This is a genomic window from Bradyrhizobium ingae (assembly GCF_055791185.1).
Window position 1 is genome coordinate 90,166 of sequence record NZ_JBVUBB010000023.1, and the last position, 24,969, is coordinate 115,134.

The following is a 24,969-nucleotide window of genomic DNA, read 5'->3' on the forward strand; positions in this document are numbered from 1 at the left end:
CCTCACCCGGCTTCGCTTCGCGAAGCCACCCTCTCCCGCAAGGGGAGAGGGTGAGAGCATCCTCAAGAGTAGCTCAAGCCGCCGCGGGGATCGGCCGCGGACTGACCACGTACTCCCGCAAGACTTTGTCGTTGGCATCCACCTCGATCAGCGACACGTCGTAGGTCCAGAGATCGGCCAGATGCTGGAGCACGCGCTTGGCATCGGTCTCGTTGAGCTGCGAGCCCTTGATGACGTGGTGATGCAGGATCAGCCGGCGGTCGCCGGCGAGGTCGACGTCGACCACCTCGATATTGGCGTCGATGAAGCCGACATCGTGCTGCCGCGCGAGCTCACGGCGGACACGGCGGAAGCCGCGCTCGTCGTGGATGGCGTCGACCCGGATGCCGGCGCGCTCCTCCGGATCGTCGTGGAGATGGAACATGCGCAGATGCCGCATCAGCCGGGGACTGAGGAACTGCCCGATGAAGCTCTCATCGCGGTAGTTCGCCCAGACGTCGCGCAGCACGCCCATGGCATCGCCCTTGCCGGCAATGTCCGGAAACCACTCACGATCCTCGGCCTCGGGATGCGTCGCGATCCGCTCGATATCCTGCATCATCGCAAATCCGAGCGCGTAAGGATTGAAGCCGGAGAAACGCGGATCGTCGAACTCTGGCTGGAACACCACGTTGGTGTGTGACTGGAGGAATTCGAGGAAGTTGCCGTCGGTGATGCGGCCCTGCTTGTGCAGGGTCGACATGATGCGATAATGGACGTAGGTCGCCGTCCCCTCGTTCATCACCTTGGTCTGGCTCTGCGGATAGAAATACTGCGCGATGTGGCGGACGATGCGCAGCAATTCACGCTGCCAGGGCGCCAGCCGCGGCGCGCTCTTCTCCAGGAAATAGAGCAGGTTTTCCTGCGGCAGGCCGAGCAGCTTGCGGCGCCGCTCGATGCTCAGCACCGACCGGCTCTTGGCCGCGCCCTTGGGCACCGTGCGCCAAAGGTCGTTGAAGACCTCCTCCTCATGCTGGCGGCGGCGGCCGGCGCGCTTCTCCTCGACGCGCAGATCGAGCTTCTTCTTCCCGGGATAGCGGTCGATGCCGTGCGACATCAGTGCATGTGCGGCATCCAGCGTGCGCTCGACCTCGACCCGGCCATAGCGCTCCTCGCATTGCGAGACGTAGTTCTTGGCGAAATCGAGATAGTCCAGAATGCCGTCGGCGTCGGTCCACTGCTTGAACAGGTAGTTGTTCTTGAAGAAGTGATTGTGACCGAAGGCGGCATGCGCGATCACCAGCGTCTGCATCGTCGCCGTGTTCTCCTCCATCAAATAGGAGATGCAGGGCGAGGAGTTGATGACGATCTCATAGGCAAGGCCCATCAGGCCCTTGCGGTACGAGGCCTCGTGGAAGGCGAAGTGCTTGCCGAACGACCAGTGCTTGTAGAACAGCGGCATGCCGACGGAGGAGTAGGCGTCCAGCATCTGTTCGGCGGTAATGACCTCGATCTGGTTCGGATAGACGTCGAGACCGAGCTCCTTCTTCGCGACATCCTCGCAGGCATCGTGAATACGCTGCAAGGTGTGGAAGTCCCAGTCCGCGCCTTCGAACAATCGCCCGGTCTTGTCCGTCATGGAGCGGCCTTCTCCTGATTTGCGCGGCGCTGGAACAGGTCGTGGAACACGGGGAAGATTTCGCTGCGCTCGCTGACCTTGCGCATCGACAGCGGCGCGCCGCTGTTGCGCAGGCGATCATAAAGCGTCCAGAGCGAGGAGTCGGACAGGTCGAACGCGCTGCCGCCGGACTCGCCGACCTCGAGATAAGCGAAGAACTGGCAGACCGGCAGAATCTTCTCGGTCAGCAGCATGCCGGCGAGTTCGCCGTCGGAATAGGAGTTGTCGCCATCGGAGGCCTGCGCCGCGTAGATATTCCAGTCCGACGGATTGAAGCGCTCGCGCACGATCTCATGCATCGCCTGGAGCGCGCTCGACACCAGCGTGCCGCCTGAGGCCGGACCATAGAAGAAGGTCTGCTCGTCCACCTCCTCCGCGCGATCGGTGTGACGGATGAAGACGATCTCGACGTGCTTGTAGCGACGCTTCAGGAAGACGTAGAGCAGCATGTAGAACCGCTTGGCGAGATCCTTCATGTGCTCGGACATCGAGCCGGAGACGTCCATCAGGCAGAACATCACCGCCTGCGCCACGGGCTTCGGCACCGTCTCGAAGCGGCGGTAGCGAATGTCGAGCGGATCGATGAACGGGATGCGCTTGGACTTCGCCTTCAGCTTCTCGAACTCGGCGACGAGCGCCGCGCGCTCGTCCTCGTCGGTGCATTCGGCGATCCGGGCTTCCAGCTCGTCCATCTCGTCCTTACGCGGCCGGCGCAGCGCGATGCGGCGGGCGAGCGCCAGCTTGACGGTCCGGCTGACTGAGATGTTCGCAGGCGAGCCGGACGTGGTGTACCCGGCGCGCTGAATGCCCTCGCTTTCGGTCTGGGCGATCTTGCGCTTGGCGAGATCGGGCAGCTCGAGATCGTCGAGGAAAAGATCGACGAACTCGTCGCGGCTGAGGACGAAGCGGAAGGCATCCTCGCTGTCGCCTTCGCCGGGACCGGAGTCCTTGGCACCGCCCTGCCCCGAGCGCTGCAGATAGTCGCCCTCGATGAACTTCTTGTTCCCGGGTAGCACCATGTCGCGCGTGCCGCCCTCGCGGCGGAAGCGCGGCTCGTGCATCCCGTCGAGGGGGATCGTAACCTCCCCCCCTTCCAGGACGTCCTTGATATCGCGTTCCTGCGAGGTCTTCTTGACGGCGCCCTGCACCAGGGACTTGGCCCGACGCAAGAACCGCTGGCGGTTCTCAAGACTCTTGCCGCCCGGATTCAGGCGCCTGTCAATGATGTGGGCCACTTTCTCATCCGTCTCAACCGGCCTGCTTCACACGCATGTACCATTCGACAAGCCGCCGAACCTGACGCTCGGTGTAGCCGCGCTCCACCATGCGTGCGACAAACTCGCCGTGCTTCTTCTCGGTCTCGCCGTCCTTCTTCGATCCGAACGAGATCACCGGAAGCAGATCCTCGACCTGGGAGAATATCCGCTTTTCGATCACGTCGCGAATCTTCTCGTAGGAGGTCCAGTTCGGATTCTTGCCACTGTTCTGGGCCCTGGCCCGTAACGAGAATTTGACGACCTCGTTCCGGAAGTCCTTCGGGTTGGCAATACCGGCCGGCTTTTCGATCTTGGTCAACTCCTGGTTCAACAGCTCGCGATCGAGCAACTGACCCGTATCCGGATCCTTGAAATCCTGATCCTCGATCCACGCATCTGCATAGTCTACGTAGCGGTCGAAAAGGTTCTGGCCGTAGTCCGTGTAGGATTCGAGATAAGCTTTCTGAATCTCGTTGCCAATGAACTCGGCGTAGCGCGGGGCGAGTTCCGCCTTGATGAATTCCAGGTAGCGCTTCTCGGTTTCCTCGGGCAGCTGCTCGCGGCGGATCGCCTGTTCCAGCGCGTACATCAGGTGCACGGCGTCGGCAGCGACTTCCTGCGGATCGTGGTTGAAGGTCGCGGCCAGGATCTTGAAGGCGAAGCGCGTGGAGACGCCGTCCATACCCTCGTCGACACCGGCGGCATCGCGGTACTCCTGGACGCTGCGCGCCTTCGGATCGGACTCCTTCAGGCTTTCGCCGTCATAGACCCGCATCTTGCCGAACAGGGTGGAGTTCTCGTGCCTGCGCAGGCGCGACATCACCGAGAAACGTGCCATCGTCTCGAGCGTCGACGGCGCGCACGGCGCCGACGCGAGCTCGGAGCCCTGGATCAGCTTCTCGTAGATCTTCTGCTCTTCCGTGACCCTGAGGCAATACGGCACCTTGATCACGCAAATGCGGTCGATGAAGGCTTCATTGTTCTTGTTTGACTTAAAGCTCGCCCACTCGGCCTCGTTCGAGTGCGCGAGGATGATGCCGGTGAAGGGAATCGCGCCGATGTTCTCGGTTCCGATATAGTTGCCCTCCTGCGTCGCCGTGAGCAGCGGGTGCAGCATCTTGATCGGCGCCTTGAACATCTCGACGAACTCGAGCACGCCCTGATTGGCGCGGTTGAGGCCGCCGGAATAGCTGTAGGCGTCGGGATCGTTTTGCGCGTAGGTCTCGAGCTTGCGGATGTCCACCTTGCCGACCAGCGAGGAGATGTCCTGGTTGTTCTCGTCACCGGGCTCGGTCTTGGCTATGGCAATCTGGCGCAGCCGCGACGGCTGGATCTTGGCGACGCGGAATTGCGAGATGTCGCCGCCGAAGGCCTCGAGCCGCTTGTAGCACCACGGGCTCATGAGACCGGTGAGACGCCGGCGCGGAATGCCGTACTTCTCTTCCAGCATCGGCCCGAGCTGATCAGGATCGAACAGGCTGAGCGGGCTCTCGAACACCGGCGAGAGTTCGTCCCCGGCCTTGAGCACGTAGATCGGGTGCAGCTCCATAAGCGACTTCAGCCGCTCGGCCAGCGATGATTTGCCGCCGCCGACAGGGCCGAGCAGATAGAGGATCTGCTTGCGTTCTTCGAGGCCTTGCGCAGCGTGGCGGAAGAAACCAACGATGCGCTCGATCGTTTCTTCCATGCCGTAGAAACCGGCGAAGGCCGGATAAGTGCGGATCGTACGGTTCAAAAAAATACGGCCAAGGCGTGGGTCCTTGGCCGTGTCAATCGTCTGGGGTTCACCGATCGCAGCTAGTAGTCGCTCGGCTGCATTCGCGTACTTCATCGGATCGCTTCGACACGATTCTAGATATTCCGCCATCGACATGTCGTGCTGGCTTCTCGCCTCGAACGACCGAGCGAAAGCGTTGAACAAAGAATCGTTGTACATGATCCCTCTCCGCGTGATTTCCGCTTACTCAAGCTGAAACGAAAGGAGTTACCGGACCGTTCCGTAGCGCCCGTCTCGAATCAGCGTGAGCACATGACGATCATTGGACACCCGAGCGCCGTGTCGGCGCAACGCACAACGTAGGCAACCGGGTGAGTTACGAACAGGCACCTGCCTGTTATTTATGCGAATCTATACCTGTATTCGCTAATTTCCAGCAAATGTCGCCTTGCCGCAACATCCGGGCGTTACCGGGGATGTATCCATCCGGCAGCGCAACATAGCGGTCCGCCGACGGCAAACTTATGACGCTTTGACGGCGAAGCTTTGAGCGTCATGAGCACCCTTCTGTTGCAATGCGGTGCGGTGCTCGCTCGCGTCGTGACACGCCTGGCAGGCTCGCAGCAGCGTCGCGAAGTCCGTCGCGAGCCCGGCCGGATCGATGACGATGAAATCCGTATCGCGCGGCGGCGAGATCGTGCGTCTGACACAGCGAAGTTGCCGCCGCAGCGCCGGCGTCGGCGTCAGCACAACCGTTTTGCATCCCCTGCTTTCGCGCACCGAAACGTCTTCGATCGAGTCCCAGAGCAGGAATTCATTGCCGATACGCAAATCGCGGATGCCGTAGCGGCTGACGATGACGACCGGCCCTCGCTCGGCCGGCAACATCCAGATCAGCCGGCAGGTGACGAGCCCGAACAGCAGGACACCCGCGCAGCCCGCCGCCCGCTCATAAGCGCCGAGCCCGCCCCACAACTCGAAGGCCAGCGCGGCGCTGAGAAGGGTCATGACGAACCCCAGCGCAATGAACCCTCCGAGACGAGAAAAGCTATGGCCGATTTCGAGATCGCCGGACGCATCGAGATCGGTAGGAAAGGTCGGTCGATGCGGCGTGACGGCCATCGCAAGGCCGTCAGAATTTGCGTGCATGCTTATCCCCCAGCATGGCAGTTCATGAATGAACTAACGCAACCTGCTACACGGGCAAATGAGCCCGCGAGACGAAACTCCATTCAGCGAAGGCTGACCCTACGCTACAGACCCGGGCCGAAAAGTTTGCGGCCCACGACTTTCACGCAACAGAACAACCGATCGGCAGGATCGCTATGATCTCAACAGAGTTATGCTGAGAGTATGACGTACATACCCTTGATTGGTTCCCTCCGAAGGTCATGTTAACACACCATAGCGCGTCAGGACCGACGCTGGAACCCCTCGCCCGCCACCGGCTCGGAGAAAAGAGAGATCATGAATCCCGTCAAAGAACTGGAAAAGCACGGTCAAGCCGTCTGGCTGGACTTCCTGGCCCGCGGCTTCATCGCCAAGGGCGACCTGAAGCGGTTGATCGAGACCGACGGCGTCAAGGGCGTCACCTCCAATCCGTCGATCTTCGAGAAGGCGATCGGCAGCTCCGACGAATATGACGCCCCGATCGGCAAGGCGCTGAAGCGCGGCGACCGTACGGTCGCCGACCTCTTCGAGCAGGTCGCGGTCGAGGACATCCAGAACGCCGCCGACGTGCTGCGTCCCGTCTACGACCATCTGAAGGGCCAGGACGGCTTCGTCAGCCTGGAGGTGTCGCCCTATCTGGCGATGGATACCGGCGGGACGGTCGCGGAAGCCCGGCGGCTCTGGAAGGATGTCGATCGCAAAAACTTGATGATCAAGGTGCCGGCGACGCCGGAGGGCCTGCCGGCCATCGAGCAGCTCATCGGCGAAGGCATCAGCGTCAACATCACCCTCTTGTTCTCCAAGGAGGTCTATCTGGAAGTCGCCGAGGCCTATCTTGCCGGCCTCGAGAAATACGTGGCAGGCGGCGGCGATCCGTCGCATGTCGCAAGTGTCGCAAGCTTCTTCGTGAGCCGGATCGACAGCGTGGTCGACAAGCAGCTCGACGACAAGATCGCCCGCGCCAACGACCCCAGCGAAAAGGAGCGCCTGGCGGCGCTCAAGGGCAAGGTCGCCATCGCGAATGCAAAACTCGCCTACCAGGACTACAAGCGCCTGTTCTCCGGGCCACGCTGGGACAAGCTCGCCGCCAAGGGCGCCAGGCCGCAGCGGATGCTGTGGGCTTCCACCGGCACCAAGAACAAGGACTATAGCGACGTCCTCTATGTCGAGGAGTTGATCGGCCCGAACACCATCAACACTGTGCCGCCGGCGACGCTCGATGCGTTTCGCGATCACGGCAAGCTGCGCGACAGCCTCGAGGAGAATATCGAGGAGGCCGCCCGCGTCCTGGATGAGCTCGAGCGCTCCGGCATCTCCCTTGACGAGATCACCAGGGAGCTCGTCAAGGATGGCGTGAAGCTGTTTGCCGACGCCGCCGACAAGCTCTATGGCGCGGTCGCCCATAAGCGCTCGACCGTGCTCGGCACGGCGATCAACCGCCAGCAGCTTGCGCTCGGCGACGGACTCGGCAAGGCCGTGACCAAGACCACGGAAGAATGGCGCGGAGAGGCCAAGATCCGCAGGCTCTGGCAGCGCGACAAGTCGGTCTGGACCGGCACGGACGAGAACAAATGGCTTGGCTGGCTCGACAGCGCGGCAAAGGCCGACGTCGCCGACTACGCCGACTATGCGAACCGGGTGAAGGGCCAGAAATTTTCCGACGCAGTCGTGCTCGGGATGGGCGGATCGAGCCTCGGCCCGGAAGTTCTAGCCGAGACATTCCCGAGAAAGGCCGGCTTTCCCAAGCTGCATGTGCTTGACTCGACCGATCCCGCCCAGGTCCGGGCGATGGAAGACAGGATCGATCTCGCCAATACCGTCTTCATCGTCTCCAGCAAATCCGGCGGCACCACCGAGCCGAACGCGATGAAGGATTATTTCTACGATCGCGTCGCCAAGGTGGTCGGGCCATCGGTGAAAACCGGCCACCGCTTCATCGCGGTCACCGATCCCGGCTCCTCGCTGGAAAAGGCCGCCAAGAAGCTCAGCTATGCCCGCACTTTCCACGGCGAGCCCTCGATCGGCGGGCGCTATTCGGTGCTCTCGCCGTTCGGCCTCGTGCCCGCCGCGACCGCCGGCATAGACGTCAAGAGCTTCATCGGGCACGCGCTGGCGATGGTGCGCTCATGCGGACCGGACGTGCCGCCACATGAGAATCCCGGCGTGCAACTCGGCCTCGCGATGGGCCTTGCAGGCCTGGAAGGCCGCGACAAGGTGACGATCTACACCTCGAAGAAGATCGCCGATTTCGGCGCCTGGGCCGAGCAGCTCATCGCCGAATCGACCGGCAAGGAAGGCAAGGGCCTGATCCCGATCGACGGCGAGCCGCTGGTCGATCATTCAGTCTATGAAAACGACCGTTTCTTCATCGACATCCGCACCGAAGGTGAAGCAGACGCGGTCCATGACGGGATGCTCTCGGCGCTCGAGAAGGCCGGCCATCCTGTCGTGCGCATCCTCATGAAGTCCGTCGAGCATCTCGGCCAGGAGTTCTTCCGCTTCGAGATGGCGACGGCGGTCGCAGGTTCCATCCTCGGCATCAACCCGTTCGACCAGCCCGACGTGGAAGCTGCCAAGATCAAGACCCGCGAGCTCACCGCCACATTCGAAAAGACCGGCAAGCTACCGCCAGAAGAGCCTGTCGTCAGCACCGCGGATGCCGATCTCTATACCGACGACGCCAACGCCGCAGCGCTCCGTGCGGCCGGCGCCAACGGCGACCTCGTCTCGTGGCTAAGAGCGCATCTCGACCGCTCGGGACGAGGCCACTATGTCGCCCTGCTCGGCTACATCGCGCGCGACAAGACCACGATCGAGGCTTTGCAGGCGATGCGGAAGGAGGTGCTCGAAAAGCGCCATGTCGCCACCGCCGCGGAGTTCGGCCCGCGCTTCCTGCATTCGACCGGACAGGCCTACAAGGGGGGGCCCGACAGCGGCGTGTTCCTGCAAATCACGATCGACGACGCCAAGGACCTTCCGGTGCCGGGCCAGAAAGCAAGCTTTGGCGTCATCAAGGCGGCGCAGGCGCGTGGCGACTTCGACGTGCTCACCGAGCGCGGACGACGCGCACTCCGCGTGCACCTGAAGGGCGGGCTGAAGAAAAGCCTTGCGACGCTGAACGCCGCGCTGTCGCAAGCGTTGAACTGAAAGAGGATATTTCAATGCAGCTCGGCATGATCGGCCTTGGCCGGATGGGCGGCAACATTGTTCGCCGGCTGATGCGGAATGGCCATTCGACCGTGGTCTATGACAAGGACGCCAAGGCCGTCGCCGGCCTTGCCGCGGACGGCGCGCAAGGCGCCGCCACGCTGGAAGAGTTCGTCGCCAAGCTCGACAAGCCGCGTACCGCCTGGGTGATGCTGCCCGCCGGGCGCATCACCGAGACGACGATCGAGACGCTCGCAAAACTGATGCAAGCCGGCGACGTCATCATCGACGGCGGCAACACCTTCTGGCAGGACGACGTCCGCCGCGGCAAGGCGCTCAGGGAGCGTGGCATCCACTATGTCGATGTCGGCACCTCCGGCGGCGTCTGGGGACTCGACCGCGGCTATTGCATGATGATCGGCGGCGACAAGGCGGTCGTCGACCGGCTCGACCCGATCTTCGGCGCGCTGGCGCCGGGCGCCGGCGACATCCCGCGCACGCCGGGACGCGAGGGCCGCGATCCCCGTATCGAGCAGGGCTACATCCATGCCGGACCGATCGGCGCCGGCCATTTCGTCAAGATGATCCACAACGGCATCGAGTATGGCCTGATGCAGGCCTATGCCGAGGGTTTTGACATCCTCAAGAACGCCAACACCGAGACCGTGCCGGCGGACCATCGCTTCGACTTCGATCTCGCCGATATCGCCGAGGTCTGGCGGCGCGGCAGCGTGATCCCGTCCTGGCTTCTCGACCTCACTTCGACCGCACTCGCCGACAGCCCGGCGCTGGCGGAATATTCGGGGTTCGTGGAGGATTCCGGCGAAGGACGCTGGACCGTGAATGCGGCCATCGACGAGGCGGTACCCGCCGAAGTGCTGACGGCAGCGCTGTTTGCCCGCTTCCGCTCGCGCAAGGAGCATACCTTTGCGGAGAAGATCCTCTCGGCCATGCGCGCCGGCTTCGGGGGGCACAAGGAGCCGAAACAACCGGGCGCATCCAAGCCCAAAGCCTGAAGGCGCCCGTTCGTGATGAAAGACCCGCAGCCCCAACGCAAACCTGAGAACTGCGCCTTCGTCATCTTCGGCGTCACCGGAGACCTGACCCATCGCCTGGTGATCCCCTCGCTCTATAATCTCGCCGCCGAGAACCTGTTGCCGGAGAAGTTCTGCGTCGTCGGCGTCGCCCGCAAGGGCATGTCGGATGACGAGCTGCGCGACAGCCTGATGAAGGGGCTTCGGGAGCACGCGACCCGTCCGGTGGACGACGTCGTCGCCCAGCAACTCCTGCAATGCGTGACCTTCGTCGAGGCAGACGCAAAAGATCCGCCATCCTTCGACGCGCTGCGCGAGCACCTGGACGCGCTCGAATGCTCCCGCGGCACCGGCGGCAACCGGCTGTTTTATCTTGCGACGCCGCCGGCGGCGTTTGCGCCGACCGCACGCGAGCTCGGCCGCACCGGCCTGATGAAGGAAGACAACGGCGCCTGGCGGCGGCTCGTGGTCGAAAAGCCCTTCGGCACCGACCTCGCATCGGCGCGCGCGCTCAATGCCGAACTCCTGAAGATCATGGAGGAGCACCAGATCTACCGGATCGATCACTACCTCGGCAAAGAGACGGTGCAGAACATCCTGGTGCTGCGCTTTGCCAACGGCATGTTCGAGCCGATCTGGAATCGCAACCACATCGACCACATCCAGATCACCGTGGAGGAACGGCTCGGCGTCGGCCATCGCGGCGGCTTCTACGACGCCACCGGCGCGCTCCGCGACATGGTGCCGAACCACCTGTTTCAGCTGATGTCGCTGGTCGCGATGGAGCCGCCCTCCCGTTTCGACGCTCATGCCGTGCGCTCCGAAAAGGCCGAGGTACTCGCCGCAATCCAGGAGCCGAGCGAAGAGGAGGCACTGAGGAGATCGGTTCGCGCGCAATATCTCGGCGGCCGGATCGGGGACGAGGATATTCCAGACTATCGCAAGACCGAAGACGTCAAGCCCGGCAGCACCACCGAGACCTTTGTCGCGCTCAAGCTGATGATCGACAACTGGCGCTGGGCCGGCGTGCCCTTCTATCTGCGCACCGGCAAGGCGCTGGCTCACAAGCGGACCGAGGTCGCGATCAAGTTCAAGCAGGCACCACTGTCGATGTTCAGCGGCACGACGGTCGACCGCCTGTCGCAGAATTTCCTGACGATCGGAATTGCGCCGACCGAGACCATCGAATTGCAGTTCAACGCCAAGATCCCGGGACCGAGCGTCACGATCGACGGCGTCGAGATGAAGTTCCGCTACGGCGACTATTTCAAGGCCGATCCAAGCACGGGCTACGAGACCCTGATCTACGACTGCATGATCGGTGACAACATCCTGTTCCAGCGCGCCGACGGTGTCGAAGCCGGGTGGCAAGCCGTGCAGCCGTTCCTCGATGCCTGGAAAAAGGCCGGCACCAACGGCATCGAGACGTATCGCGCTGGAAGCGAAGGCCCCTCCTGCGCGGACGAGCTGTTGAGACGCGAGGGGCGAAGCTGGCGGAAGCCGACCTGATGGCCGCGACTGACCAGCCCCGGCTGATCGTCGTCGCCGATGCCGAAGCGCTCGCACGTGCCGCGGCCGAACGTGTGATGGCGCGGATATCAGCTGGCCCCGACCGCATCGCGATCTGCCTCACCGGCGGATCGAGCCCGAAACAGCTCTACCAGTTGCTCGGAAGCGACGCCTATCGCAGCAGGATTCCCTGGCAGCGCGTGCACTGGTTCATCGGTGACGAGCGCTTCGTGCCGGACAGTGATCCCCTCAACAACATGAACGTTGCGCGCGCGGCGTTTCTCGACCGTGACGCGCCGCCCGCCCACATCCATTCGATCCCGACAGCGACCGGCGGCCCCGACGAGAGCGCGGCCGTCTATGCGCGGGAGCTGCAAACGTTCTACGGGGCCGATCGCCTCGACTCGTCAAAGCCGCTGTTCGACCTCGTCCTGATGGGCGCAGGTCCCGACGGCCACACCGCGTCGCTCTTTCCCGGCTTCCCCGCGATCGACGAGACCGACCGCTGGGTGGTCGGCGTGCCCAAGGCCAATGTCGCGCCCTTCGTGCCGCGGGTCACCCTGACATTGCCGGCTCTTGCCTCCTGCCGCGAAATGCTGTTTGAAATCGAAGGCGCTGGCAAGCGACCGATCTTGACGCGCCTCCTCAATGGCGAGAATCTGCCTGCCGTACGCGCGCGCTCGAATGGTGAGACCGTCTGGCTGGTCGACGGAGCCGCGCTTCCGGAGGATTTTCGTGGCGGGCGCTGAAGCACCTTGTGCATTGATCGTGATGGGCGTTTCGGGTTCTGGCAAGAGTACGGTTGCCAGTGCGCTCGGCCAGCGGCTCGGCTGGCGTTTTGAGGACGGCGATAGCTTCCATCCGCCGAGCAATGTCGCGAAAATGAGCGCCGGCCAGCCGCTCACCGACGAGGACCGCTGGCCTTGGCTCAACGCCATCGCCGACGAGATCGCGCGTGTCTGCGAGGCTGGCGATCACGTCATCATCGCCTGCTCGGCGCTGAAGCACACTTATCGCGATGTGCTCTTGCGTGGACGCGATGACGTCCGCTTCGTCTTTCTGAGGGGTAACCAGGAGCTGATCGCCGAGCGGCTCGCCCATCGCAAGGGGCACTTCATGCCGCCCGAGCTCTTGACCAGCCAGTTCAAAACGTTGGAGCCGCCCGAAGCGAGCGAACATGTGATCACCGTCTCGATCGACGAGACCGTCGAGGCGATCGTGGACGGCGTCCTGCGGCAGCTGAAATTCGGCAGCGAGAAGCACAAGGCCATGTCATGACGCCCATCTCACTCGTGGTCTCCGACGTCGACGGCACCCTGCTGACCAAGGACAAGACGCTGACCGACCGCGCCAGGGCCGCAGTGCAGCGGCTGCACAAGGCCGGCATCGGTTTCACCATCACTTCGAGCCGTCCTGCGATCGGCATGCGGTTTTTGATCGAGCCACTTGCGATTACCCTGCCTGTCGGCCCGTTCAACGGCTCCTCGATCATCGATCCACAAATGAAGCCGGTCGAGCAGCACCTGATCCCGAAAGCGGCAGCCGAGCGCTGCCTGCAGATCCTCCGGGAATTCGGCGCCGACGTCTGGGTCTTCACCGCCGACAAATGGCTGATTGACAATCCAAAGGGCGCTTACGTCGCGCACGAGCAGCACACGATCCGGTCCGACCCGACTGTCGTGGCGGATTTTTCGCCATATCTTGCGAGCGGTTGCAAGATCGTCGGCGCGAGCGCCGATGCGACGGGCCTTGAGCGTTGCGAAAAGGTGATGCAGGAGGCTCTGGGCAAAGAGGCGACCGCGGTCCGCTCGCAAACTTATTATCTCGACATCACGCCGCCCGGTTTCGACAAGGGCACCTTCGTGCAGGCGATGGCCAAGCGCCTCGGCATTTCGACTGACGCGATCGCCACCATCGGCGACATGCAGAACGACCTCGCGATGTTCCGCGTCAGCGGTCTTTCATTTGCCATGGGCAATGCCACCGACAACGTCAAGCGGGAGGCGATGAACGTGACCGCGACCAACGAGCAGGACGGTTTTGCCGAAGCCATGGAGACGATCCTGAATCGGAACGGGATCGGTTAAGCCGGCTTATTGCGACCGCTGCACCGCCGGCTTCTCGCTGCGGGTCCTGGCAGCCGACAAATTATGGCCCGTATTAATCAGCGCGATATGCGTCAGCGCTTGCGGGAAATTGCCGGTCTGGCGTCGCGCCACCGGGTCGTATTCCTCGGCCAGGAGCCCGACGTCGTTGGCGATGCGGACGACGCGATCGAACAGTGCCTGCGCCTTGTCGAGGTCGCCGGCGAGCACATGAGCGTCCGCAAGCCACAGGCTGCAGGCGAGGAATGCCCCCTCGATCGGCTGCGTCTCCTCGGACACTTCGCGGGGATCATGCCGTAATACGAATCCGTCACGCATCAGGTGCCGTTCGACTGCGACGATGGTGCCGCGCACCCGCGCATCCTTTGCCGGAAGGAAGCCGACCGCCGGCAATAGCAGCACGCTGGCGTCGAGAACTTTCGAGCCATAGGATTCGACGAAAGCATTCGCCTCGGTATCGAAGCCGCTCCGACAGACATCGCGATGGATGGCGTCGCGCAGGGTACGCCAGTGCAGCAGCGGCGCCTTGAAGCCGAAGGTCTCGGCGCTCTTGATACCGCGGTCGAAGGCGACCCACGTCATCACCTTCGAGAAGACGTAGTGCTTAGGCTCGCCGCGGCGCTCCCAGATGCCATGGTCGGGCTGATCCCAGACCTCTGCGAGGTGTTTCAGCACGGCGCATTCCAGCGCCCAGCTTTCGTCGTCAAGCTTCAGCTTCGCCATGCGCGACTGATGGAACGCGTCGATCAACTCGCCATAGACGTCGAGCTGCAATTGCGCGTGCGCTGCGTTGCCGACACGGACCGGCTTTGCACCCTCATAGCCGTCGAGCCACCCGGCTTCCCATTCGAGCAGCCTCCGCTGGCCCCAGATGCCGTACATGATCTGCATGTTCGCCGGTGAACCAGCGGCCGCGCGCAACAGCCAGCTGTGCCAGGTGGATGCTTCCTCGGTGTAGCCGGAGTTCATCAACGCCAGCAGCGTGAAGGTGGCATCGCGCAGCCAGCAATAGCGATAATCCCAGTTGCGCATCCCGCCGAGCTTTTCCGGCAGCGACGTCGTCGGGGCCGCGACGATGCCGCCGGTCGGACCGAAGGTCAGCGCCTTCAGCGTGATCAGCGAGCGCATGATGAGATCGTGGTATTCATCGTCGCGATTGGCGTGGCTGCACCAGTCCTTCCAGAACGTTTCGGTCTCCGCGAATGCGCGCTCGGGATCGATCGCCTCGGGAGGCGCAAGATGCGATGGCCCATAGGTCAGCACGAAAGGGACGGTCTCGCCTGCGGCCACCTCGAACTCGGCGATTGTGGTCAAGTCCTCGCCGCGGGTCTCGACGGGGGTGCGGAGCACCGTCATGTCCTGCCCGCAGATCGCAAGCACAGCGGAGCGATCCTCGGTCCGCCTGACCCAGGGGATATCGACACCGAAGCCGAAGCGGATGATGAGCTCCATCCTGAGCTTGACGCGGCCTTTCAGGCCGCGCACCAGCCGGACGATGTCGGAGGCCTTGCCGCGCGGCGGCATGAAGTCGATCAAGGCGACGGAGCCGCCGTCCGTCTCGAAACGAGTCTCGAGGATCAGCGTGTTGCCGAGATAGCGGCGGGAGCTGGCCGTGAGGGCTTCGCTTGGCGCAATCTGCCAGCGTCCATTCCTGCTGGTGCCAAGGATCGCGGCAAAGCAGGCGTCCGAATCGAAGGCAGGCCAGCACAGCCAGTCGATCGAGCCGTCGCGGCCGACGAGGGCCGCAGTCTCGCAATCGCCAATCAGCGCATAGTCTTCGATCTTCTGTGACAATTCCGTCTGCCGTCCGAATTGTCGTGGTGAACTCTAACGGTGCGAGCGCTCCCGTGTTGCCGCCTTCAGCGCAGCGCGATCGATGCTCGACGCAATTCTGTCCAGCGCGACCGGCAGCCTCTGGCGCCAGTTGGGGTGCTCGTCGATCGTGCCGGGGATGTTGGGTTGATCGACCACGCCCAGGAGATCCTCGAGCGACACCGCGAGCAGGCGGGAGGGCGTCCGGGACAGAAACGCCAGCACCGAATAGAGATCGTTGGCCTGGATGGAGTTGAAGCGCAGGATGTCGTCGAGCATGCCGAGCGCATGCCAGCGCGCTTCCTCGTTCTCGCCGGGATCGAGCCCGAGCGAGAGCTTCATCTTGAGATCGCTGAAGGACCGCCAGCCGGCATAAGTACAGAGATCATGCGTGTTCAACGTGACCAGCGCGTTGGACTTGTAATGATCGAGGTTGCGGAAGCGCCCGGCGTCATCGCGCTCGAACATCATCACGAGATAGGACCAGATGCCCCAATCCTGCATGGTCTCGCGAAAACCTTCCGGCACGGTGCCAAGGTCCTCGCCGATCACGATGCATTCGTGAGCGGCGCTCTCACGCGCAACGGCCGCCAGCAGCGCTTCAAACGGCATCTGCACATAGGCGCCGTTGTCCGGCTTGAAGCCGCGCGGCACGAGGTAGAGCCGCTTCAGCCCGAGCACGTGATCGAGCCGGATCGCGCCGGCATGGCGCATCGAGGCGGCCAGCATGTCAGCGAACGGCACGAAGGACTGTGCCTCCAGTCCGCCGGCATTGAAGCCGGCGAGGCCCCAATCCTGGCCCACCGTGTTCAGCACATCGGGCGGCGCGCCGACCGCGAGATGGCGGGAGATCGCACCCTGCTCGTTCCAGGCATCGAACCCGTCGGACTGCACGCCGACGGCGACATCGAGATAGAGCCCGACCTTCATGCCGAGCCGGGTTGCGAGCTCCTTGGCCGCACCCAACTGCCGGTCGGCCGTCCATTGCACGAACTCGACGAACTCGACCTCGTCGTGATCGGGGCCTGCGCGCAGTTCTGCGCATTTCGTCTCGTCCGGCCGCTGCCACTCTGACGGCCATTCCCACCACGGTCGTCCGGTGAAGCGATGACGCAACACCTCGAAACAGGCAAAGCGCGACAACAGCGGACCCCGCTCGAGGCGGAAGGCATCGAATGCTTCTCGGCGCCCGGGGCCGGCCTTGGCCTTGAACGCATCGAACGCGGCGCGCAGGCCGCGCCATTTCAGCGGCCCTGCCTCGCGATATCGGACGCGGTCGCCTTCGCGCAAGGATGCCGCGGTGGCGCGCGCCTTCGGCAGCAGATCGGCCGAAAACTCCGGAATCTTCTCGACGTCGATGTAGAGCGGATTGAGGAATAGCCGGCTGTTTGGCGAATAGGGGCTGCAATCAGACGGCCGGTCGTCGAACAGAACGTGCAGCGGATTGAGGCCGACGCCATCGGCGCCAAGCTCGTTGGCAAGCCCAACGAGATCGGCAAGGTCCGTGAAATCCCCGATGCCCCAATTGCGCGCGGAGCGCACGCCGTAGAGCTGCACCGCGAGCAGCCAGCCGCGGTCGAAATCGCCGGTGAAAGCGCGCTCGGGCGCCACGATCAGCGGCGCCTCTTCTGTCGCCCCCGAGGCATCGACGAGCTTCAGCCGATGGTAGCCCGACGGCAGGTTGTCCGGCCAGACAATGACGCGCTCGCGCGCCTCGCCCTGCGCGACCAGCACGGTGCCGTTGGCGACGGACCAACGCAGCGGAAGCTGGGCAGCCTCGGTGAGGTCGGTGCGTGGTCGCCGGCCGGTCCGGACCACGACAGCACCGCTGACGAAGCGGTAGGCGCGCTTTTCCGGCAAGGCCTTGAGGATCGACGAGAGGGCATCGGGCGCGGTGACCCGTAACTTGCCCAAGGCGTCGACGAATTCGGACTGGACGCCCTTGATTCTGGCTTCAGCTAAATGATCCATTCGGCACGCAGTTTGCAGGCCACCATCAGGGGCGACATTCATTTTTGTGAGACGGAGTAATAGGATAGTCGAAGTTAACGCGCTGATAGCGGCTATCGTTCCTGATGGGAACTAATGACACACAAGAGGCTTTCTATATAGGTACCAAGCGTCGGTTCCCGACAGGGGACACGAGACGCTACTTTCTTGTCAATGGCATCACCCGTGAACAAGACAATTCAAACTGTCGAGAGTGTCGCAGCCGGCGGCGCTTTCCTTATTGAAGACGTCTATCCGCTGGTCGATGGCGGCCGCTTTCCCGTCAAGCGCGTCGTGGGCGGGCGCGTCGATGTCTGGGCGGACATCTACCGCGACGGCCATGACGCAGTCCGCGCCGCGCTGCTATGGCGCCGCGAACAGGATCGGGAATGGCAGCGCACACCGATGCTCCATCACGGCAACGACCGCTGGACCGGCGCGTTCACCCCGCCGGAGCCGGGCCAATATGTTTACGCGATCGAAGCCTGGACCGACGAATTTGCGACCTGGCGCCACGGCCTCGCGCTCAGGCAGCGATCCGGAGCCGACGTCACGCTCGATGCCATCGAAGGCGCGGCACTGCTGACCAAGGCCCATGGCGCGGACGATGATGCCGCAGCCATCATCCTGCGGCAATGCGAGGATTTCCTGCAAAGCGGCGAGGTTGCGCCGCTGATGGCGGCTGAGCTGAGGGACGCCATGGCCGACAGCCAGTCGCGGCCCGATCTCACCCGCTCGCCCCTATTCCCGCTGGTCGTCGACCGCGAGAAAGCATGCTTCAGTACCTGGTACCAGATGATGCCGCGCAGCCAGGGCACGGTGGCCGGACAGCACGGCACGCTCAGGGATTGTATCGGACGCGTCCCCGATATCGCCGCAATGGGTTTCGACGTGCTCTATTTCACGCCGATTCATCCGATCGGCCGCACCCATCGCAAGGGCCGCAACAATTCGCCGGTTGCAGCCGCAGGCGATCCCGGCTGCCCCTACGCCATCGGCGCATCCGAGGGTGGTCACGATGCACTACATCCGGAGCTCGGCACCATTGAAGATTTCCGCGCGCTGGTTGCGACCTGCCTGGAATACGGTGTCGAGCTCGCGCTCGATTTCGCGGTTCAGTGTTCGCCGGATCATCCCTGGCTGACGCAGCATCCGGAATGGTTCAAATGGCGGCCGGACGGCTCGATGCGGACGGCGGACTACCCTGACATCGTCGCTCCCGATTTCTCCTGCCTGACCCGGAGCGAATTGTGGAACGCCTTCCGCGACGTCATGCTGTTCTGGATCGACCATGGTGTGACCATCTTCGCGATCGACAATCACGATACCGCGCCCTTCAGCTTCTGGGAGTGGTTGATCCGCGACATCCGCCGCCGCCATCCCGAGGTGATCCTGTTCTCCAAGACCTACGCCCGGCCGAAACTGATGAAAGGGCTCGCCAGGCTCGGCTTCGCCCAGTCGTTCAGCTATTTTCCGTGGCGAACGCAAAAATGGGAGCTGGAGCAATATTTGGCTGAAATGACCGGCTATCCTGAGCGCGACTTCTATCGCCCCAACCTGTTCGTCAACACGCCCGACGTCTTGCCGCATCACCTCCAGAGCGGCAAGCCCTGGATGTTCAAGTCGCGCGCCGCGCTGGCGGCGTCGTTGTCGGGCAGTTACGGCATCTATAGCGGCTTCGAGTTGCTCGAGCACCAGGCCGTTCCCGGGCTCGAAGAATACCTCGATTCCGAAAAATACGAGATCAGGATCCGCGACTGGGACCAGTCCGGCAACATCAAGCCCTACATCGCCGAACTCAATCGCATCCGCCGCGACAACAAAGCACTGCAACAGACATCGAATTTGCGCTTTCTCCGCAGCGACGATGGCGATGTGATCGCCTTCGTCAAGGAGTCGATCGACGGAACCAACACCGTCCTCGTCGCCGTCGCGCTATCGCCCAACGTGCGGGAAGTGTGGCTGCCGCTCGACGACGTCACGATCGGTGTGAACGGGGAACGTCGCTACATCGCACGCGTTGAGAACCTTCTCACCGACGAGCAGTCCGCAATCGAATGGGGCGGAATCCGGCTGCGCATCGATCCCTATCGCGATCCGGCGCTCTTGTTCCGCTGCCTGGCGTGAGGGTCTACGGCATGAACGTTCTTTCCTCCGTTGACGAGAAGAAGATCGAAGCTGCCGAGGTCGTGGACGAGCTCTGGTACAAGGACGCGATCGTCTACCAGCTCCATGTCAAGGCGTTCGCCGACAGCAATCATGACGGCATCGGCGACTTCGCCGGGCTGACCGAAAGACTGCCTTATCTGCAGGATCTCGGCGTCACCGCGCTGTGGCTGTTGCCGTTCTATCCCTCGCCGGGCCGCGACGACGGCTACGACATCGCCGATTACGGCTCGGTCAATCCCGATTTCGGGACGATGAAGGATTTCAAGCGCTTCATCCAGGAGGCGCAGCGGCGCGGCTTGCGAGTGATCACCGAGCTCGTCGTCAACCACACCTCCGATCAGCACAGATGGTTCAAGCGCGCGCGAAGGAGCCCCGCGGGCTCGAGCGCCCGCAACTGGTATGTCTGGAGCGACACCGACCAGAAATATCAGGGCACGCGGATCATCTTCACGGATACGGAGAAGTCGAACTGGACCTGGGATCCGGAGGCCGGTGCGTTCTACTGGCACCGTTTCTTCTCGCACCAGCCTGACCTCAATTTCGACAATCCGCGGGTGGTCAGCGCCATCATCCAGGTGATGAAGCGCTGGCTGGACGCCGGCGTCGACGGATTCCGGTTGGACGCAATTCCCTATCTCTGCGAGCGCGAGGGCACCTCGAACGAGAATCTTCCCGAGACGCATGCCATTATCAAGCGGCTGCGCCACGAACTCGACGCCTACTCCAAGGGCAAGCTGCTGCTTGCGGAAGCCAATCAATGGCCCGAGGACGTGCAGGAATATTTCGGCCGCGGCGACGAATGCCATATGGCCTACCACTTCCCGCTGATGCCGCGCATCTACATGGCGATCGCGCAGGAGGACCGTTTTCCGATCACCGACATCCTGCGCCAGACGCCGGACATTCCGCAGACCTGTCAATGGGCGCTATTTCTGCGCAACCACGACGAACTGACGCTGGAAATGGTCACCGACGTCGAGCGCGACTATCTCTGGTCGACCTACGCCAACGATCCACGGGCGCGGATCAATCTCGGCATCCGCCGGCGGCTCGCACCGCTGATGGACAACGACCGGCGCAAGATCGAGCTGATGAACTCGCTCCTGCTGTCGTTCCCGGGCACGCCGATCATCTACTACGGCGACGAGATCGGCATGGGCGACAACATCTATCTCGGCGACCGCAACGGCGTGCGCACGCCGATGCAGTGGAGCCCGGACCGCAATGGCGGCTTCTCGCGCTGCGACCCGGCCCGCCTCTATGCGCCGCTGATCATGGACCCAGTCTATGGCTATGAAGCGGTCAATGTGGAGGCGCAGTCGCGCAGCCTGTCCTCGCTGCTCAGCGCCACCAAGCGCCTGATCTCGGTGCGCAAGTCGACGCTCGCCTTCGGCCGCGGCACCATGACGTTCATACGCCCGGCCAACCGTTCCGTGCTGGCCTATGTCCGGCAATATCGCGACGAGGTCATCCTGTGCATCGCCAATCTTTCGCGCGCGGCACAGGCGACAGAGCTCGATCTGTCGCCGTGGAAGGACCGGGTCCCGCAGGAGATGCTCGGCCGTACGCGTTTTCCTGCGATCGGCGAGCTGCCTTACATGATCACGCTGGGGCCGTACGGCTATTACTGGTTCCAGCTCCGCGAGCGCGACAAGTCCGAGCCGGTGACACCGCGCGCGGTGCCCGAATTCGAGACGCTGGTGGTGCCGGTCAATTCGACCTGGGTCTCGCTTGCGCGCGAGCGCGGCGTCTTCGAGCGCGACGTGCTGCCGGGATTCTTGTCGCGGACCCGCTGGTATCCGGAGCGCAGTCCCAAGCAGATCCGGCCGACCCTGACCTCGGCGGTCCCGTTCTGCGACATCGGCGACAACCGGCCCTGGCTCGCATTCTTCGAGGCGACGCAGCGCGGTGTCACGTCGCGCTATGTGATGCCGATGCAGATCGAATGGGTACGCTTCGACCGCGAACGCTTCAACCCGAGGGCGCTGGCCGCCGTGCGCCAGGGCGCACGCGAGGGAACGCTGCTCGACGTCGCAACCGACCAGATCTTCGTCGGCCTGTTCCTGCGCAATCTCAGCCAGTCCCTGATCGTCGAGGAAAACAATCTGCGGCTGGACTTCAAGCCGACCAGCCGCTTCGGTGCAGACACCGTCAAGCAGCCGGAGCAGATCCGCGCCATCGAGCAGGCCAACAGCACCGCACTGGTCGACAATCAGTATGTCACCAAGATCTATCGTCGGCTCGAAACCGGCACCAACCCGGAGATCGAGCTCGGCTACTACCTCACAGAGGTCGCCCAGTTCGCCAATACGCCCGCGCTGCTTGGCAGCGCCGAGCTGGTGGAGGATAGCGGGCGGACCGCGGTCGGCGTCGTGCATGCCTATGTCGAGAACCAGGGCGACGGCTGGGCGGTGACCTCGGGCTATCTCGACCGCTACATCGACGAACAGCGCCTGCTCGCTGCAAGTGAGGCGCCGCGCGAGAACCGGGACCAGGTGCCCTACCTGCATTATCTCGCCCAGACCGGCCGGCGGCTCGCTGAGCTGCATATCGCGCTCGCCCGGGCCGAGGGCGCCGATCTCGCGCCGGAACCGGTCACCTCTGCGCACGTCGCCCAGTGGAGCATGGACCTCCTGCATCGCGCCAAGCGTACCTGTGAAACACTGGCCCAGAGCCGCAACGGCTTGCGGGAGGCCGACCGCCCGCTGGTCGATCAGCTCCTGGACCGGCGCCCGGCCCTTTCCGACCTGCTCAGGAAGCTATTGCCATCCGAGATCGGCGGGTTGAACATCCGTCATCATGGCGACTTCCGCCTCGGACAGATTCTGATCGTGAAGGACGACATCTTCATCATCGACTTCGATGGCAATCCGCACCTGCCGCTGGCCGAGCGGCGGCGCAGGGCGCCGGCAGCGCGCGACGTCGCGAGCCTCGTCTGCTCGATCGACCTTGCCGTGACCGCTGCGGTCGACCGTGCGCTCAAGGGTGCGCCAGACGAACAGGGACGGCTCGCGACCGCACTCGGTGAATGGCGCGAGCGCGCCACGGCGACGTTCCTCACCGCGTATCGCGAAGCCATGACCGACCGGCGCCTGCAGACAAATGATCGGCAATCGGCGGACGGCCTGTTAAGATTTTTCCTGCTTGATAAAGCGTTCGATGAGGTGGAGTACGAACTGTCCCACCGGCCGGAGGCGCTCAATGCGCCGCTGACCGGGCTGCTTCGCATTCTGTCCAATGCTGAGAGCGAAGCACATGCCTAAATTGTCTGCCGAAGCCTATGCGATCATAGAGGGACGCCACTCCGATCCCTTCCACTATCTCGGGCTCCATCCCGAAGGCGACAAAAGCGTGGTACGCGCCTTCCTGCCCGAAGCCTCCAATGTCGAGGCGATCGGCGAGCATGGCGAGGTGGCGAAACTCGACCGCATCCACGAGGCCGGTCTGTTCGCGGGCGCGCTGCCCAACGGCGCCAAGCGCTACCAGCTGCGCGCGACGTTCGGCGGCAATGTCGTCGAGCTCGAGGATCCGTATCGCTTTCCGCCGATCCTGACCGATTTCGATCTCTATCTGCTCGGCGAAGGCACGCATCAGCGGCTCTATGACAAGCTCGGCGCACATCCGATGACGCTCGACGGCGTCGATGGCATCGGCTTCGTCGTGCTGGCGCCAAATGCACGCCGGGTCAGCGTGGTCGGCGATTTCAACTTCTGGGACGCGCGACGCCACCCCATGCGCGTGCGCGGCGTCGGCTATTGGGAGCTGTTCATCCCGCATGCGAAGGTCGGCGATCACTACAAGTTCGACATGGTCGGACCGCACGGCCACAATCTGCCGCTGAAATCCGATCCGCTGGCGTTCGCAGCCGAGCTACGACCGAAGACGGCATCGATCGTGTTCGACGAAGCACACCTGCCACGCCCGCGGCCGGCGCCCGACGGCATCAACGCGCTCTCCGCGCCGATGTCGATCTACGAGGTGCATCTCGGCTCCTGGCGGCGCAAGGGTGACAACGAATGGCTGACCTATCGCGAGCTCGCCGAGCAACTTCCGGCCTATGCACGCGACATGGGCTTCACCCATCTCGAATTCCTTCCCGTCAGCGAGCATCCCTTTGACGGCTCCTGGGGCTACCAGCCGACCGGCCTCTATGCACCGACCAGCCGCTTCGGCCCGCCGGAGGATTTCGCCGCGCTGGTCGATGCCTGCCATCGCGAGGGCATCGGCGTGCTGCTCGACTGGGTGCCCGGGCATTTCCCCGACGATCCGCACGGGCTTGGCCACTTCGACGGCACCGCGCTCTACGAACACGCCAATCCGCTGCAGGGTCGCCATCTCGACTGGGGCACGCTGATCTACAATTACGGCCGCACCGAAGTGACGAACCTCCTGGTGTCGAACGCGCTGTTCTGGCTGGAGCGCTACGCCATCGACGGCTTGCGCGTCGATGCGGTCGCCTCCATGCTTTATCTCGACTACAGCCGCCCTGCGGGCGCGTGGATCCCGAACCAGTATGGCGGGCGGGAGAACATCGAGGCGATCGCGTTCCTGCGGCGCTTCAATACGGAAGTGTTCGCGCGCTTTCCACAGGCCACGACCGCCGCGGAGGAATCCACCGCCTGGCCGCAGGTTTCCCGGCCCGTCGAATATGGCGGCCTCGGCTTCGGCTACAAGTGGAACATGGGCTGGATGCACGACACGCTGAACTACATCAGCAAGGATCCGATCTACCGCAAGCACCATCACGGCGAGATCCTGTTCGGCCTGCACTACGCCTTCTCGGAAAACTTCATCCTGCCGCTGTCGCATGACGAGGTCGTGCACGGCAAGCGCTCGATCCTCGGCCGCATGCCCGGCGACGAATGGCAGCGCTTCGCAAATCTGCGCGCCTATTACAGCTTCATGTTCGGCCATCCCGGCAAGAAGCTGTTGTTCATGGGCGGCGAGTTCGCGCAAGGCAAGGAATGGAATCACGACCAGTCGCTCGACTGGCATCTGCTCGAATACAAGAGCCATTCGGGCATCCAGTCGCTGGTCCGCGATCTCAACCGGCTCTATCGCGCCGTGCCTGCGCTGCATCAGATGGATTGCGATCAGGCCGGCTTCGAATGGCTGATCACCGATGATGCCAATCGCAATGTGTTTGCCTGGCTCCGCAAGGGGTTCGACGCCCGCGCGCGCTGCCTCGTGATCGTGAATTTCTCGCCGAACGTCTATCGCAACTATCGCGTCCGGGTGCCGTTCGCCGGCAAATGGCACGAGGTGTTCAATTCCGACTCCGCCCATTATGGCGGCAGCAATGTCGGGAACGTCGGGGAGGTGCAGGCGGCCGGCGACAAGACGCCGGAGCTGCGCCTGACCATTCCGCCGCTGGCTGCGATCTTCCTCGTTCCGGAAAGCTGAC

At 63.3% G+C, this 24,969-nt stretch carries 15 protein-coding genes; 9 read left to right on the forward strand and 6 right to left on the reverse strand.

Annotation, left to right across the window (positions count from 1 at the left end):
• Positions 1-73: 73 nt before the first annotated feature.
• The 4 genes from ACV1FX_RS27720 to ACV1FX_RS27735 form a co-directional block, all read right to left on the reverse strand.
• Positions 74-1,618, reverse strand: coding sequence for a SpoVR family protein (locus ACV1FX_RS27720; RefSeq protein ID WP_473120739.1), 1,545 nt, complete (start codon positions 1,616-1,618; stop codon positions 74-76).
• Positions 1,615-2,892, reverse strand: a complete 1,278-nt coding sequence (locus ACV1FX_RS27725; protein ID WP_473120740.1) for a YeaH/YhbH family protein — start codon at positions 2,890-2,892, stop codon at positions 1,615-1,617. The genes ACV1FX_RS27720 and ACV1FX_RS27725 overlap by 4 nt, the downstream gene beginning before the upstream one ends.
• Before the next feature lie 13 nt (positions 2,893-2,905).
• On the reverse strand, positions 2,906-4,849 hold the full coding sequence (locus ACV1FX_RS27730; RefSeq protein WP_473120741.1) for a PrkA family serine protein kinase: 1,944 nt from the start codon (positions 4,847-4,849) through the stop codon (positions 2,906-2,908).
• A gap of 303 nt (positions 4,850-5,152) precedes the next feature.
• Positions 5,153-5,779, reverse strand: a complete 627-nt coding sequence (locus ACV1FX_RS27735) for an STM3941 family protein (RefSeq protein WP_473120742.1) — start codon at positions 5,777-5,779, stop codon at positions 5,153-5,155.
• A 318-nt stretch (positions 5,780-6,097) separates the two neighbouring features.
• On the opposite strand from ACV1FX_RS27735, the gene ACV1FX_RS27740 reads away from it, so the two are divergent.
• The 6 genes from ACV1FX_RS27740 to ACV1FX_RS27765 are packed head-to-tail and all read left to right on the forward strand — an operon-like array spanning position 6,098 to position 13,577.
• Positions 6,098-8,947: a bifunctional transaldolase/phosoglucose isomerase gene (locus ACV1FX_RS27740; protein ID WP_473120743.1), complete on the forward strand. Its 2,850-nt coding sequence runs from the start codon at positions 6,098-6,100 to the stop codon at positions 8,945-8,947.
• A gap of 14 nt (positions 8,948-8,961) precedes the next feature.
• Positions 8,962-9,963 (forward strand): phosphogluconate dehydrogenase (NAD(+)-dependent, decarboxylating), encoded by a 1,002-nt coding sequence (gene gnd, locus ACV1FX_RS27745; RefSeq protein WP_473120744.1) that lies wholly within the window; start codon positions 8,962-8,964, stop codon positions 9,961-9,963.
• 12 nt (positions 9,964-9,975) lie between these two features.
• On the forward strand, positions 9,976-11,490 hold the full coding sequence (gene zwf, locus ACV1FX_RS27750) for a glucose-6-phosphate dehydrogenase (RefSeq protein ID WP_473120745.1): 1,515 nt from the start codon (positions 9,976-9,978) through the stop codon (positions 11,488-11,490).
• Complete coding sequence (gene pgl, locus ACV1FX_RS27755; RefSeq protein ID WP_473120746.1) at positions 11,490-12,239, forward strand: 6-phosphogluconolactonase; 750 nt, start codon at positions 11,490-11,492, stop codon at positions 12,237-12,239. Before zwf ends, pgl begins: the two co-directional genes overlap by 1 nt.
• Positions 12,226-12,768 (forward strand): gluconokinase, encoded by a 543-nt coding sequence (locus ACV1FX_RS27760; RefSeq protein WP_473120747.1) that lies wholly within the window; start codon positions 12,226-12,228, stop codon positions 12,766-12,768. Before pgl ends, ACV1FX_RS27760 begins: the two co-directional genes overlap by 14 nt.
• Positions 12,765-13,577 (forward strand): HAD family hydrolase, encoded by an 813-nt coding sequence (locus ACV1FX_RS27765; RefSeq protein ID WP_473120748.1) that lies wholly within the window; start codon positions 12,765-12,767, stop codon positions 13,575-13,577. Before ACV1FX_RS27760 ends, ACV1FX_RS27765 begins: the two co-directional genes overlap by 4 nt.
• Positions 13,578-13,583: 6 nt before the next feature.
• Here ACV1FX_RS27765 and ACV1FX_RS27770 read toward each other — a convergent pair whose 3' ends face one another.
• Together ACV1FX_RS27770 and malQ are read right to left on the reverse strand one after the other, a co-directional pair.
• The gene (locus tag ACV1FX_RS27770; protein ID WP_473120749.1) at positions 13,584-15,389 is read right to left on the reverse strand and encodes a glycoside hydrolase family 15 protein; all 1,806 of its coding nucleotides are present in this window, start codon (positions 15,387-15,389) and stop codon (positions 13,584-13,586) included.
• Positions 15,390-15,422: 33 nt separating this feature from the next.
• On the reverse strand, positions 15,423-17,378 hold the full coding sequence (gene malQ / locus ACV1FX_RS27775) for a 4-alpha-glucanotransferase (RefSeq protein WP_473120750.1): 1,956 nt from the start codon (positions 17,376-17,378) through the stop codon (positions 15,423-15,425).
• Between the two features lie 204 nt (positions 17,379-17,582).
• Between malQ and ACV1FX_RS27780 the strand changes: the two genes are divergently transcribed.
• The 3 genes from ACV1FX_RS27780 to glgB are packed head-to-tail and all read left to right on the forward strand — an operon-like array spanning position 17,583 to position 24,968.
• Entirely contained in the window at positions 17,583-19,523 is a 1,941-nt protein-coding gene (locus tag ACV1FX_RS27780; RefSeq protein ID WP_473120751.1) for a maltotransferase domain-containing protein, read from the forward strand.
• An 11-nt stretch (positions 19,524-19,534) separates the two neighbouring features.
• The gene (gene treS, locus ACV1FX_RS27785) at positions 19,535-22,828 is read left to right on the forward strand and encodes a maltose alpha-D-glucosyltransferase (protein WP_473120752.1); all 3,294 of its coding nucleotides are present in this window, start codon (positions 19,535-19,537) and stop codon (positions 22,826-22,828) included.
• Complete coding sequence (glgB, locus tag ACV1FX_RS27790) at positions 22,821-24,968, forward strand: 1,4-alpha-glucan branching protein GlgB (protein WP_473120753.1); 2,148 nt, start codon at positions 22,821-22,823, stop codon at positions 24,966-24,968. The genes treS and glgB overlap by 8 nt, the downstream gene beginning before the upstream one ends.
• The last annotated feature ends 1 nt before the right edge of the window (position 24,969 follow it).